At 71.8% G+C, this 13,124-nt stretch carries 9 protein-coding genes and 3 pseudogenes; 7 read left to right on the top strand and 5 right to left on the bottom strand.

All coding sequences use genetic code 11. From position 1 onward, the window contains the following. Positions 1-148: 148 nt before the first annotated feature. Positions 149-1,150, top strand: a complete 1,002-nt coding sequence (locus ABZT04_RS35145; protein ID WP_356061534.1) for a zinc-binding dehydrogenase — start codon at positions 149-151, stop codon at positions 1,148-1,150. 9 nt (positions 1,151-1,159) lie between these two features. Here ABZT04_RS35145 and ABZT04_RS35140 read toward each other — a convergent pair whose 3' ends face one another. Then, positions 1,160-1,654, bottom strand: coding sequence for an FBP domain-containing protein (locus ABZT04_RS35140; RefSeq protein ID WP_356061531.1), 495 nt, complete (start codon positions 1,652-1,654; stop codon positions 1,160-1,162). Between the two features lie 84 nt (positions 1,655-1,738). Here ABZT04_RS35140 and ABZT04_RS35135 point away from each other — a divergent pair, with 84 nt between their 5' ends. Further along, positions 1,739-2,653: a DUF3626 domain-containing protein gene (locus ABZT04_RS35135; protein ID WP_356061528.1), complete on the top strand. Its 915-nt coding sequence runs from the start codon at positions 1,739-1,741 to the stop codon at positions 2,651-2,653. 354 nt (positions 2,654-3,007) lie between these two features. Here the strand turns inward: ABZT04_RS35135 and ABZT04_RS35130 are convergent, their stop codons facing one another. Both ABZT04_RS35130 and ABZT04_RS35125 read right to left on the bottom strand, forming a co-directional pair. Further along, positions 3,008-3,643, bottom strand: coding sequence for a PAS domain S-box protein (locus tag ABZT04_RS35130; protein WP_356061718.1), 636 nt, complete (start codon positions 3,641-3,643; stop codon positions 3,008-3,010). Positions 3,644-3,697: 54 nt separating this feature from the next. Continuing rightward, positions 3,698-4,126, bottom strand: coding sequence for a DUF6234 family protein (locus tag ABZT04_RS35125; protein WP_356061525.1), 429 nt, complete (start codon positions 4,124-4,126; stop codon positions 3,698-3,700). 220 nt (positions 4,127-4,346) lie between these two features. Between ABZT04_RS35125 and ABZT04_RS35120 the strand changes: the two are divergent. The 4 genes and pseudogenes from ABZT04_RS35120 (at position 4,347) to ABZT04_RS35105 (ending at position 10,509) form a co-directional block, all read left to right on the top strand. Continuing rightward, positions 4,347-7,513: pseudogene (locus tag ABZT04_RS35120) on the top strand (cytochrome P450). Between the two features lie 25 nt (positions 7,514-7,538). Continuing rightward, positions 7,539-8,504 (top strand): aminoglycoside phosphotransferase family protein, encoded by a 966-nt coding sequence (locus ABZT04_RS35115; RefSeq protein ID WP_356061522.1) that lies wholly within the window; start codon positions 7,539-7,541, stop codon positions 8,502-8,504. A gap of 113 nt (positions 8,505-8,617) precedes the next feature. Beyond that, on the top strand, positions 8,618-9,907 hold the full coding sequence (locus ABZT04_RS35110; protein ID WP_356061518.1) for an ROK family transcriptional regulator: 1,290 nt from the start codon (positions 8,618-8,620) through the stop codon (positions 9,905-9,907). A 37-nt stretch (positions 9,908-9,944) separates the two neighbouring features. Further along, positions 9,945-10,509, top strand: a pseudogene (locus ABZT04_RS35105) (M15 family metallopeptidase). Between the two features lie 14 nt (positions 10,510-10,523). Here ABZT04_RS35105 and ABZT04_RS35100 read toward each other — a convergent pair. Both ABZT04_RS35100 and ABZT04_RS35095 read right to left on the bottom strand, forming a co-directional pair. Further along, a complete protein-coding gene (locus tag ABZT04_RS35100; RefSeq protein WP_356061515.1) occupies positions 10,524-11,486 on the bottom strand; it encodes an SDR family NAD(P)-dependent oxidoreductase in 963 nt (320 codons plus the stop codon). Positions 11,487-11,765: 279 nt separating this feature from the next. Then, the gene (locus ABZT04_RS35095) at positions 11,766-12,788 is read right to left on the bottom strand and encodes a PHP domain-containing protein (RefSeq protein ID WP_356061512.1); all 1,023 of its coding nucleotides are present in this window, start codon (positions 12,786-12,788) and stop codon (positions 11,766-11,768) included. Positions 12,789-12,869: 81 nt separating this feature from the next. Between ABZT04_RS35095 and ABZT04_RS35090 the strand changes: the two are divergent. After that, a pseudogene (locus ABZT04_RS35090) lies at positions 12,870-13,058 on the top strand (hypothetical protein); the annotation flags it as partial. Positions 13,059-13,124 lie beyond the last annotated feature (66 nt).

Here is a 13,124-nt window from a genome sequence, read left to right as displayed (position 1 = left end):
AGCGAGCTTACCTCCCGTACACCGGTTCATGTGGTGTACGGGAGGGTGGGCGACGGCCCTTGACACCGGTTCATCGGGTGTCGCATGGTGACACCAGTTCAACAGGTGTCGGTCGGATGGGCCGGCCAGGACAGGGAGCGGGTGCGCTATGCGCGCGGTACGGATCGACGAGTTCGGTGGGCCCGAGGTGCTGGTACCGGTCGAGGTGCCCGACCCGGTCGCGGGCCCCGGGCAGGTGCTGGTGCGGGTCGCCGCAGCGGGGGTGAACCGCGCGGACGCCCTGGTCAGGTCCGGGAACTATCACCGGGCCGGACGCCCGCCGCTGATCCCCGGAGTGGAAGGGGCCGGTACCGTCGCCGCGTTGGGGGAGGGCGTCACCGGATTCACCCTCGGACAGCGGGTCGTGGCCCTCGACGGTGTGAACTCACCCGGTTTCTACGCCGAGTTGGCGGCCGTACCCGCCACCCAGGTCGTCGCCCTGCCCGACGGGGTGGACCTGACGCACGCGGCAGCCCTGCCCGTCGCCTGGCTGTCGGCCTGGTACTGCCTGCGCCACCTCGCCCGCGTCACGAAGGACGACACCGTCCTCGTGAAGGCCGCCGCGAGCGGCGTCGGCAGCGCGGCCGTGCAGATCGCGGCCGAGGCCGGTGCCCGTGTCATCGCCCTCGCCGGATCACCCGAAAAGGCCGCCTGGGCAGGGGAGTTCGGCGCCCAGGCCACCCTCGACACCTCGGCGCACCCGGACGACGCCGAGGTCGACGAGGTGCTGCGGCTCACCGGCGGACGCGGCGCGGACATCGTCCTCGACACCGTCGGCGGCCGGGCCTTCGGGCGCAGCCTGCGCGAGATCGGACACGGTGGCCGGGTCGTCGCCCTCGCCAATGTCGCCCTGGAGCCCAGCACCGTCGACACGCGCGACTTCTACCCGAAGAACGCGTCGGTCCTCGGCTTCCAGCTCACCAACCTCCAGATCCACGGCGGCTACGACCCCCGCCCGGACCTGCGTGAGCTCGCCGTGCGGGTGGCCGTCGGCACCTACCGCGTTCCGATCGAGACCGTCGTGCCCCTCGCCGAGGCGCGCGCCGCCCACGAGCGGCTGGAGCGCCGGGACAACCGGGGCAAGATCGTGATCGCGGTGCCGGGGGACTGATGGCAGACGTCAGACGTACAGCTTGTCGATGAAGGCGGTCAGATTGCCGACCGTCCGGTCGATCTGCTCCTCCACGGTCAGACTCTCCTCGATGCGGATGCCCGACTCGGGGATCCTCCTGCCGCGCACATAGAGGGAACAGGCGAGGTCGGTGCACATGTACAGGCCGACCGAGTTGCCCTCGCGTCCCGCCGGACCGGCCTTGCGCGCGGTCATCAGGGAGACACCGCCGCCCGGGTGGGTCGTCACGCACAGCGAACACATGCTGCGGTGCAGAAAGCCGCGTTGCGCGGACGGGAACCGCAGCGTGACCCCGACCAGCCCGGCCGCCCGCTCGGTGACCAGATAGCAGCGGTCGGGCGCCCCGGGATCCCGCCAGCCCAGGAAGTCCAGGTCGTCCCAGGGGCGGGTGTCGAGATCGCGGGGTACGGCCAGCCGCTTGGCCTCGCCCTTCGAGCAGTTGACAAACGAGTTGCGGATGTCGTGCTCGGTGAGTGATCTCATGGGAGGGGCTCCTGGGTGTCGGTTCCGAAACCTAGAGGGTCTAGGTTTCGGCCCAGGGTAATGAGGCGGCTGGTGGAGGCGCCAATGGATTTCGGGGGCGTCGGACTGAGACAGGCGCGGGCGTTGCGACATGTGGCGGAGCGCTCGGCGGGCCCGGCCGTCGATCCGGATCTGCGCATCACGCTCAACTTCCACCCCGACCGTACGGCGGCCGGCCGCCCGATCCTCGAAGCGCTGGCCCAGGATGGCACGTACCACTCGCAGTTCGTCACCGGCACCAGCAACGGCGGCCTGACCGCCCACCCCGGCGGTGACCGTTGGCGCTGGGAGAGCCGGATCTTCGCGGGTGCCTACGACGGGGCGCCCGCACCCGAGCGACCGGTGTACGGCGGACTGAACTTCCGACGCCAACTGGTCGGCGCGGCACCGAGGTTCGGCTCCTCGCACCTGCGGCTGACCGGCGCGGCCCTCGCCCGCGCCACCTTCTGCTACCCCGACAGCGCGGCCGAACCGACCGACTTCGGCGTCGCCGCCGGCATGTCCCTGATCGCCCTAGCCGAGGCCGACGAACAGGACGCTCTCAACGACTACATCGAGACACAGGTGCACGGCGGAGTCGACCTCGCCCGGGACATCGAGGCCCTCGTCCTGGACGCGAGCTACCGCGACACCCCCGTCGAGACCGCCGCCCGCCGACTGCCCTGCCCGGTCGAATGGCACCCCGGCTACCGACTCACCGTGCCGGAACTGCACCGGCACGCGGACTACCGGGGCCAGGAGTACGCCGACCTCGGCGCCCACATCGCCGAGAAGGGCGTGATCGACCCCCGAATCATCGGCGACGCGTCCCGCACCGGACGCTACGAACTCCAGCACCTGAAGATGGTCTGGCACACCCTGGCCCGCTTCGGGGCACCGGAGGGGGCGGGGACGGCACGGCAGCCCTGGGGTGCGGCCGTCGGCGGCCAGACGCCAGTGGCGAGTACGCCCAATGGGTAGGCGTGGGTGGCTAGTTCGGTGCGGTTCGTCGCGTTCTCAGTGGCCCTGTGGATGCTGTGGTGGTGAGTGGCGGCCGTCGGGTGGTGTCCGTTGGCCGCGGTGGCGTCGCGTCAGCTCTGCCGCGCGACCGTCGGTGGCCAGACATCCGTGGTGAGCACGCCCAACGGGTAGGCGCGGGTGGCCAGTTCGGTGCGGTTCGTCGCGTTCCAGCGGGTCGATGGATGCCGTGGTGGTGTGTGGCGGCCGCCGGGTGGTGTCGGTTGGGTGCCGTTCGTCGTGTTCCAGTGGGTCGATCGACGTCGTAGTGGTGTGTCATGGCGTCGGGTAGTGACCCTTGGCCGTGAGGACGGCACGTCAGCCTTCCCGCGCGGCCGTCGGCGGCCAGACGCCTGTGGAGAGCACGCCCAACGCATAGGCCCGGGCGACCAGTTCCGTGCGGTTCGCCGTGTTCCAGCGGGCCGACAGGCGCCGTAGGTGGTAGGTCACGCCGTCGGTGGTGAGGCCGGTTTCGCGGGCCGTGTGGGCGGTGGTGGCGCCGGCGGCGAGGAGGGCCAGGATGCGGGCCTCGATCGGGGTGACCTGGGTGGGGGTGTCCTCGCGGGGCTCGCCCTCACCCTGCACGCGCAGCATCACCAGCAGTGCCGGGGTGTCCTCCACGGTGTCGCTGACCGGGTCGGCCGTCAGCTCCCCGTGGCGCTCGGCGCCGTCCGGGGCCCGCCACCGTACCGACACCTGGTAGCGCGAGCGGTGCCGCAGCCGTAGCGCCTGGGCGATCCGCTCCACCTGGTCGGACTCCTGCGGCCGGAACAGGTCGAGCACGTCACGGCCGCGCAGCCGCCCCGGTGTCGTACCGCACTCGGCCGCCATCGCGGGATTCGCCACCTGCACCGAGCCGTACACATCGCACACCGCGACCGGCACCGATACCCGGTCGAAGAGCATCAGGGCGCGATTGCGCCACACCACGCTCTCCCTGCGGTCCCAGTCCACCCGCACTACACAACCATGCGAGGTGATCAATGCGAAACGGCCGGTCGGGGGCGTTCAGTGGCAGGTCCCGCTGCCGCTGTAGCAGGGTGAGTAGCGGACGGTCGGGGTGGACGTGGGGGAGGGATGGGCGCGGTCGTAGTCCTGCTGCGCGCCCCCTAGCAGCGTGGTCAGGAGCAGGGCGAGCAGAAGGTGCGACACCAGCGTCCACGGTGCGCGGGACAGTGCCGCGAGCACCGCCAGGGCGAGCACGGCGTAGACGCACATCTGCGTCCAGGAGATGCTCGCGAGCGTCGCCGTGTCCATCTCGTCCTGGTTCCCCTGCGCGGCCCAGTTCTCCAGGCCGTAGTCGAACATCTTCGCCGCGTAGACGGCGGCTTCGAGGATGAACAGGAGGATGGCAGTGGCGATATCCGGACCGAGCGGTGTCCGGCCGGACCACGGCCATGTGAGCCGGGACGGACTCTCGGGCGGTACCTGCGTCATGACCACCACCCTGCCGGGCGGGTCGCGGGCGCACATGAGTACGCGCACTCAGATCGACCGCCGGGCCGGGACGGCCGGTTAGCGGGACCGGGCCGTCGGCGCAAGACTCCATCCGTGCTTTCCGCTACACGATCATGTAGTCCCATGGCACGGTCCGCCGGTGCGCGGCGAGCACGCTGGATCGCGGTACTTCCGTACAGCGAAAGGCAGTTGTCGCACCATGCCCCCCACCGACACCCTCTCCACGGACACCCTCCCCGGCGTCCCCGTCGTCGACATCACCGCGACCGGACCCGGTCGCACCCCGATGCAGCAGATCATGGAGCTGATGCGTCGTCACGGTCCCGTGCTCGTACGGCGGTTGCACGGGCGGGACACGCTGTTCGTCAGCGATCTCGACCTGGTGGCCGACCTTGCCGACGAGCGGCGGTTCGCCAAGCACATCGGGCCCGCCCTGGAGAACGTGCGGGCCTTCACCGCCGACGGACTGTTCACGGCGTACAACGACGAGCCCAACTGGGCCAAGCGCACGACATTCTGATGCCCGCCTTCGCGCTCGGCTCGATGCGCACCTACCACCCCGTGATGCTGAAGGTCGCCCACCGGCTCATCACAGCCTGGGACCGCGCGGCCCGTGCCGGGCAACCCGTCGACGTGCCCGACGACATGACCCGGATGACCCTCGACACCATCGGACTCGCGGGATTCGACTACGACTTCGGGTCGTTCGAGCGCGACGAGCCGCACCCCTTCGTCGAGTCCATGGTCCGCTGCCTGGAGTGGAGCATGACCAGGCTGGCGCGCGTCCCGGACGAGGACCACTCGGCGGCCGACGCCGCGTTCCGGGCCGACGCCGACTACCTCGCCCAGGTCGTCGACGACGTCATCGCCGCCCGCACCGGCACCGACCAGAACGACGCCGAGGACCTTCTCGGACTCATGCTCGGCGCCGAGCACCCCGCCGACGGCACGAAGCTCGACACCGCCAACATCCGCAACCAGGTGATCACCTTCCTGATCGCGGGTCACGAGACGACCTCCGGCGCGATGTCGTTCGCGCTGTACTACCTGGCCAAGCATCCGGCCGTGCTCCAGTTGGTGCAGCGCGAGGTGGACGCGCTGTGGGGCGGCACGGCGGACCCGGAGCCGACATACGACGAGATCGGCCGACTCACCTACACCCGCCAGGTGCTCAACGAGGCGCTACGCCTGTGGCCCACCGCCGCCGCGTTCAGCCGGCACGCGCTGGAGGACACCCTGCTCGGCGGACGCATCCCGCTCCGTGCCGGCCAAGCCGTCACCGTGATCGCCCCGATGCTGCACCGGCAGCCCGGCTGGGGCGACAACCCGGAGCTGTTCGACCCCTCGCGGTTCACGCCCGAGGCGGAGGCGGCCCGGTCCGTGCACGCCTTCAAGCCGTTCGGCACCGGTGAACGCGCCTGCATCGGACGGCAGTTCGCGCTGCACGAGGCGACCATGCTGCTCGCGATGCTCGTCCACCGCTACCGGCTCCACGACCACGCGGACTACCGACTCGGCGTGAAGGAAACCCTCACCCTCAAGCCCGACGCCTTCACGCTGACGCTCACGGAGCGCACCTCCGCCGACCGCGTGCACCCGCCGCTGCCCGGTGTCGTCGAAGCCCCCGCGACTCCTACGGCGGAGGCCATCCTCCCCGCCCGCGTCCGCCCCGGCACCGGCGCCCTCTTCCTGCACGGCAGCAACTACGGCACCTGCCGCGCGTTCGCCGCCCAACTCGCCGACGAGGCCGCCGTGTTGGGCTGCTCCGTCGAGGTCGCGCCGCTCGACGCGTACGCCGAAGGACTGCCCACCGACCGCCCCGTCGTCATCGCCGCCGCCTCCTACAACGGCCGCCCCACCGACGACGCCACCGCCTTCGTCGCCCGGCTGGAGGAGACCCACGACCTCACCGGCGTGACCTACGCCGTCCTCGGCGTCGGCGACCGCAACTGGGCCGCCACCTACCAGCACATGCCGACCCGCATCGACGCCCGCCTCGCCGAACTCGGCGCCACCCGCCTGACCGACCGGACCGCCGCCGACGCCTCCGGCGATCTCACCGGCGCGGTACGGGAGTTCACGGCCCGGCTGTGCACGGCCCTCCTGGAGACCTACGGCGATCCCGACGCCACGGACGCCGCACCCGTCGAGCCGGCCGCCGCCTACGAGGTCCGTACTCTCACCGGCGGTCACCTGGACGCCCTCGCCGAACGGCACGGCCTGGTGCCCATGACCGTCACCGAGTCCCGCGATCTCACCGCGCCCGGCCACCCGCGCCGCAAGCGCTTCGTCCGCGTCGCCCTCCCGGACGGCACCCCCTACCGGACCGCCGACCACCTCACCGTCCTGCCCGCCAACGCCCCGGTCCTCGTGGAACGTGCCGCCGCCGCACTCGGCGTCGACCTCGACACCGTCCTCGACATCCGCCCTGCCCGCCCGCGCCGCGACGGCCTCGCGGTCGACCGGCCCGTGACCGTACGCCAACTGCTCACGTACCACACCGAGTTGCAGGACCGACCGACCCCCGGCCAACTGCTCGCGCTCGCCGCCGCCAACCCCTGCCCGCCCGAGCGCACCGCCCTGGCCGCGCTCACGGACGACCCGCGCACCTTCGTCGAGATCGTGGAGGACCACCCGGCCCTGCGCGGCGCCCTGGACTGGCCCACCCTCCTCGACCTCCTCACCCCGCTGCGCCCCCGCCACTACTCGATCTCGTCCTCGCCCGCCGTCGACCCCGGCCAAGTGGACCTGATGGTCTCCCTGTTGGAGGCACCGGCCCGCTCGGGCAAGGGCGTCTACCGGGGAACCGGCTCCGGCCACCTCGCCACCGTCGCACCCGGCGACACGATCCTCGCCCGCGTCCAGCCGTGCCGCGAGGCCTTCCGGATCGACGACTCCACCCCGGTCGTGATGATCGCGGCGGGCACCGGCCTCGCCCCCTTCCGCGGCACCATCGCCGACCGTACGACCGCGCTCGCCTCCAGCGCCCAACTCGCCCCGGCGCTCTGCTACTTCGGCTGCGACGCACCCGACGCCGACTACCTCCACGCCGACGAACTCCGCGCCGCCGAAAGCGTCGGAGCCGTCTCGCTCCGACCGGCCTTCAGCGCGGCCCCGGACGGTGACGTCCGCTTCGTCCAGCACCGGATCGCCGCGGAGGCCGACGAGGTGTGGGCCCTGCTGGCCGCGGGCGCCCGCGTATACGTCTGCGGAGACGGTTCACGGATGGCACCGGGCGTGCGCGACGCGTTCCGTACCCTGTACCGGGACCGCAAGCCCGGCGTCGACGACACGGCCGCCGAGCGGTGGCTCAACACGCTGACGGCGGACGGCCGTTACGTCGAGGACGTGTACGCCGCCGGCTGACCGGGACGGGAGAGGTGGGCGCACGGTGACGGACTCCACGGAGCGAGCCCGACAGCTACTCGGTGCGGCGGGCATCCCGCCCGGCGACCTCGCCCACCTCCGCCCCCTGGGCGGCGGCACCTACAACACCGTCGAGGAACTCACCCTCACCGACGGTGGCCGCTACGTCCTCAAGACCGCCCCCACCGCCCCCGGCCTGTCTCACGAGCGCCAACTGCTCATCTCCGAGGCGGACTTCTACCGCGCCGCCGCCAAGGCCGGGGTGCCGGCACCGCGCGTGGTGGCCCTCGACGGCGACACCCTCCTGATGACGCGCTGCCCGGGCGCACCCTGGGACGACTCCCTCACGGACACCGAAGTGACCGCCCTGCGCACCGAGTTGGGCCGCCAGGTCGCCTGTCTGCACGAGATCACCGGCCCCGGCTTCGGCTACCCCTCCGGCGCACTCGGCCCCCTCGCCCCCGACTGGCGGACCGCGTTCACCACGCTCTACGACGCCGCCCTCGACGATGCCCGCCGCTACCGCGCCTGGCTGCCGCTCCCCGCCGACGACATCGCCCGCACGGCCCGCTCCGCCCACGACGCCCTCGACGAGGTCACCGTCCCGAGCGCCGTCCACTTCGACCTGTGGCAGGGCAACATCCTGGTCGACCGCACCTCCGGAACGCCCCGCATCGGCGGCCTCATCGACGGCGAGCGCATGTTCTGGGGCGACCCCCTCGCCGACTTCGTGTCCCTGGCCCTGCTCGGTGACATCAGGACGGACGAGCCGTTCCTCGCGGGCTACCGGGAGGCGGGCGGTCGGGCCGAGTTCGACCGGCCGGCCCGGCTCCGCTACGCCCTCTACCGCAGCTACCTCTACCTGATCATGCTCGCCGAAGCGGTCCCCAGGGGGTTCGGCGAGGAGGAGAACCGCTGGCGGCGGGAGAAGGTCGGCCCCGAGCTGCTCGCCGCCCTGGGGGAGATCGACGAGACGGCCGCCACCCCGTAGTGTGCATTTCGCCGCCCCTTAGTTCAGGCCGTGAATTAAGAGGGCGGGGAAAGTCGCGCCCGGCGGGACCGCAGGAGTATCTTGCAGGTCGGGCAGGGTTCGGAGGGAGCCACATGGCGGGGCGGAACGGGCGCACGGTACGCGACCTCAGGCGGGCCAACCGCACGGCCGTACTGCAACGGCTGTACTTCGACGGACCTCTCAGCCGCTTCGAACTTGGTCCGGCGACCGGACTCAGCTCCGGCTCGGTGAGCAATGTCGTCGCGGACCTCGTCGCGGACGGTCTGGTCGAGGAGGCCGGCAGCGTCGACTCCGACGGCGGCCGCCCCCGCACGCTGCTCCAAGTCGCCCCGCACAGCGGCCACATGATCGGCGTCGACGTCGGCGAGACCCGGGTCCGGGTCGAGCTGTTCGACCTCACCCTCACCGAACTCGCGCGTGCCGAACGCCCGTTGGAGCAGCAGCGCTACGAGGTCGAGGTCATCGTCGGCCACATCCGCGACGGCATCGCCGAAGTCCTCGCCGCCGCCGAGATCGCATCCGAGCGGCTCCTCGGCGTCGGCATCGGCGTCCCCGGCATAGTCGAGCACACCCAGGACCACGGCGCCGTCGTGCACGGCCAGACCATCGGCTGGGACGCGGTCCCGCTGGAGGAACTGCTCCGCTCGACCTCCCAACTCCCCGACACCGTCCCGTACTTCATCGACAACGGCGCCAAGACCCTCGGCCAGGCCGAGATGTGGTTCGGCGGCGGTCGCGGCGCGCGCAACGCGATCGTCGTCCTCTTCGGCTCCGGCGTCGGCGCCTGTCTCGTCACCCCCGAGGTGGAGCACGGCCGGGCCGTCGAGTGGGGGCATCTGACCGTACGGGTCAGGGGGCGCCGCTGCCGCTGCGGAGCGCTCGGCTGCCTGGAGGCGTACGCGGGCGCCGAGTCGCTGCTCGACCGCTGGCGCGAGCAGGGCGGACGCCCGCCCGAAGGCACCGACGAGGAGACCGCGATGACCGCGCTGTTGGTCGCCGCCTACCCGCCGGAGGGCACCGACGCCGACCCCGTCGCGCTCGCCGTCCTGGAGGAGACCGCCGAATACCTCGGCGCCGGCCTGTCCGACCTGATCAACCTCTTCCAGCCCGAGCGCATCCTCATCGGCGGCTGGGCCGGACTCCAGCTCGGCACCCGCTTCCTGCCCGCCGTACGCCACCACGCCACCGCGTACGCGCTGCGCCACCCCGCCGGACGCGTCAGCATCGACCTCGGACTCCTCGGCCCCGACGCGGTCACCGTCGGCGCCGCCATCCTCCCGCTCGCCGACTTCTTCGCCCGCGGCGGCCGCCGTGCCGAGCCCATCCCCGAGGGCCCACCACCCGCCTGGCGCACGGCACTTGAGGACCGGGCACCGCACTGAGGGATGGCCCAGGGGGAGTTCGAGAGATCATCACCCCATGAACGAGATCATCCTGATGTCCGACGCCCGCGTAGCCGCCGTCCCCGTCGAGGAGTGCGGGGAACCCCTGGTCGACGTGAGCGGCGTACTACTGGTCGACGACCGCAAAAACAAGGAGTCCGACAGCGGCGCCGAACTCCACCTGCGTCAGGGCGTGTTGGACCGCCTACGGCGACGAGCTGCGCGCCGCGTACCCGGACTGGTCCGCCGACCGGATCCGCTCCGCCGCCAGCCGCTATGTTTCCCCGCCCGAGATCGCCCCGCACACCGCCGGCGCCGCCGTCGACCTGACCCTCGCCGACGCCGGTGGCCGCGAACTCGACCTGGGCACACCGATGAACGCCAACCCGGAGCAGAGCGACGGCGCCTGCTACACCGACGCCGGCAACATCACCGCCGAGGCCGGGGCCCACCGCACCGTGCTGGGCAAGGCGCTCGGTGCGGCGGGCCTGGTCAACTACCCGACGGAGTGGTGGCATTGGTCGTACGGGGACCGCTACTGGGCGCTGACGACCGGCGCGCCCGCCGCCCTGTACGGACCGAAGGACCTGGACCCGTCGTGAAGCTGTACCCGGGACTAACTGGCGAAAGCGTCCACGCCGGTCAGTTCGGCGGACAGCGTCCACAGACGTGCCGCCTGCTCCGGGTCGGTCGCCCAGGACTTGACGCCGGCGCGCTGGTCGCCGTCGACCGCGGGCTCGGCGATGTCGCAGTCCTCAAGGTAGACGCCGCCCATACCGGCCAGTTGGGGCGAGGTCGCCGCCCACACCTCCGTGGCCGCGCCCTGCTCCGGGGTCTTGAAGCCCTCGGGGTTCAGCACGTTGCCCTGCTCGTCGATCCAGCCGCGCTCGACCATCTCCTCCTTGGGGATGTGGCGTTGCAGCGGGGTCAGGATGCCGCCCGGGTGGAGCGAGAAGGCCCGGACGCCACGGTCGGCGGCGAGTGCGTCGAGGTGGACGGCGAACAGGACGTTCGCCGTCTTCGCCTGACCGTACGCCTCCCACTTGTCGTAGCCGTGGCTCCACTGGACGTCGTCCCAGCGCATCCCGGAGAAATGGTGGGCGCGCGAGGAGACCGAGACCACGCGGGCGCCGCCCGGCTCGATGGCCGGCCACAGGCGGTTGACGAGGGCGAAGTGGCCGAGGTGGTTGGTGGCGAACTGCGCCTCCCAGCCGGGCCCGACCCGGGTCTCCGGGCAGGCCATGATCCCGGCGTTGTCAATCATGAAGTCGACGGTGCGGCCGGAGGCGAGGAACCGCTCGGCGAAGCCGCGCACGCTCTCCAGGTCGGCGAGGTCCAGTTCGTCGACCTCGACGCCGGGCAGTCCGGCCACGGCCTCCCGGGCGGCGTCGGGGCGGCGGGCGGGGACGACCACCTGGGCGCCCGCCTTGGTGAGCGCGCGGGTGGCCTCCAGGCCGAGGCCCGAGTAGCCGCCGGTGAGGATCGCGAGCTTTCCGCCGAGGTCGAGGCCCGTCAGGACGTCGTCGGCGGTGGACTTGTCGTCGAATCCCGAACCGATCTTGTGCTGTGCAGTGGTCATGGGAGAGACGCTACGAATTGAAGTGCGCTCGAAGTCAAGGCGGAGCCGTGAAAGGGGAAGCCCCGACCGCGACGGGGGAATCACGGCCGGGGCGGCCAAAAGGTGGGCACGGAAGGCGGTCGCCTCGCGGCGAAAGGCTCCACAGGGCTTCAGCCGAACGATCGTCCCTGTGGGCGGAGGTTGAGGCCCGGGGACACTGTCCCTCCGCACCCACGGTCTGTTCAACGGCAAACTACCGACGAGTGTTCCTGAGCGGGGCGCGGTGAGTGGTGATGTGCGTCACTTGCCATTGGTCCAGTCCAGTAGCTCGTCCGCGGACCAGGTCGTCAGCACCCGTTCGGCGGGCACCCCGCACTCCTCGGCCCGCGCACAGCCATTGAGCTGCCAGTCGAGCTGGCCGGGCGCGTGCGCGTCGGTGTCGATCGAGAACAGCACGCCCGCGTCCACGGCCTTGCGCAGCAGCCGCCTCGGCGGATCGAGCCGTTCCGGACGGCTGTTGATCTCCACGGCCGTGCCCGACTCGGCACACGCGGCGAACACCTCGTCCGCGTCGAACTCCGACTCCGGCCGCGCCCGGCCCCCGTCCCGACCGATGAGCAGCCGCCCGGTGCAGTGCCCGAGGATGTCCGCGTGCGGATTCCGTACGGCGGCCACCATGCGCCGGGTCATGGCGCGGGCCTCCATACGCAGCTTGGAGTGCACGGAGACCACCACCACGTCGAGCCGCTCCAGCAGCTCGGGTTCCTGGTCCAGCGAGCCGTCGTCGAGGATGTCGCACTCGATGCCGGTCAGCAGCCGGAACGGCGCCCAGGTCTCGTTCAGCGAGGCCACCACGTCCAACTGCTCGCGCAGCCGCTCCGCGGACAGCCCGCGGGCCACGGTCAGCCGGGGCGAGTGGTCGGTCAGCACCGCCCAGTCGTGGCCGAGCCGGGCCGCCGTACGGCCCATCTCCTCGATCGGGCTGCCGCCGTCCGACCAGTCGGAGTGGAGGTGGCAGTCGCCGCGCAGCAGGGCCCGCAGTTTCTCGCCGCCGGGGCCGGACGGGGCAGGGGCCTCGGCCTCCAGCTGCTCCAGATAGGCGGGGACCTGTCCGTCCAGGGCCTCGCGGGCCACCTGCGCGGTCTTCGGGCCGATGCCCTTGAGGGACTCCAGCGTCCCGGCCGCCGCGCGTTCGGCGAGCTCGCCCTCGGGCAGTTCCGCAAGGACCCTGGCGGCCGTACGGAAGGCGCGTACGCGGTACGTCGGGGCCAGGGACCGTTCCAGCAGGAAGGCGATCCGGTCCAGTGCCTGCACGGGATCCATCGCCGCCTCCTACCGCGGGCGGTCCCCGGCCGGGCACCGTGGACCACTCGCGTCCGCCCATTGCGTTCTAGGCTCTATTGCATGACGGAAATCGCCAGCCCGCACATCTCCGCCCCGCGGATCACGGTGCTCAAGGTGCAGCCGGGCACCCCGCCGTTCCGCATCGTGCAGATCGACGGGGAGATGGTCTGCGAGGCCGAGGGCATCACCGACGTCCTCCAGGTCGCGGCCGTGTGCGGCATCACGGTCCGCGACCTGGACGACCCGGACAACGAGACCTGGACCGATGCCGCCCCGGTGGACAACAGCGCGGTCCCGCTGCCCTTCAACAACGGC

The organism is Streptomyces sp. NPDC005492 (assembly GCF_040605995.1).
Lineage (GTDB): Bacteria > Actinomycetota > Actinomycetes > Streptomycetales > Streptomycetaceae > Streptomyces.
The sequence above is the reverse complement of the archived record's forward strand: the minus strand, read 5'-3'. Positions and strand labels throughout refer to the sequence as shown.

Bases quoted from the DNA above. Each gene is read 5' to 3' on its own strand.
- ABZT04_RS35145 (WP_356061534.1), top strand. From the start codon at position 149: ATGCGCGCGGTACGGATCGACGAGTTCGGTGGGCCCGAGGTGCTGGTA.
- ABZT04_RS35140 (WP_356061531.1), bottom strand. From the start codon at position 1,654: ATGAGATCACTCACCGAGCACGACATCCGCAACTCGTTTGTCAACTGC.
- ABZT04_RS35135 (WP_356061528.1), top strand. From the start codon at position 1,739: ATGGATTTCGGGGGCGTCGGACTGAGACAGGCGCGGGCGTTGCGACAT.
- ABZT04_RS35125 (WP_356061525.1), bottom strand. From the start codon at position 4,126: ATGACGCAGGTACCGCCCGAGAGTCCGTCCCGGCTCACATGGCCGTGG.
- ABZT04_RS35110 (WP_356061518.1), top strand. From the start codon at position 8,618: ATGGCGGGGCGGAACGGGCGCACGGTACGCGACCTCAGGCGGGCCAAC.
- ABZT04_RS35100 (WP_356061515.1), bottom strand. From the start codon at position 11,486: ATGACCACTGCACAGCACAAGATCGGTTCGGGATTCGACGACAAGTCC.
- ABZT04_RS35095 (WP_356061512.1), bottom strand. From the start codon at position 12,788: ATGGATCCCGTGCAGGCACTGGACCGGATCGCCTTCCTGCTGGAACGG.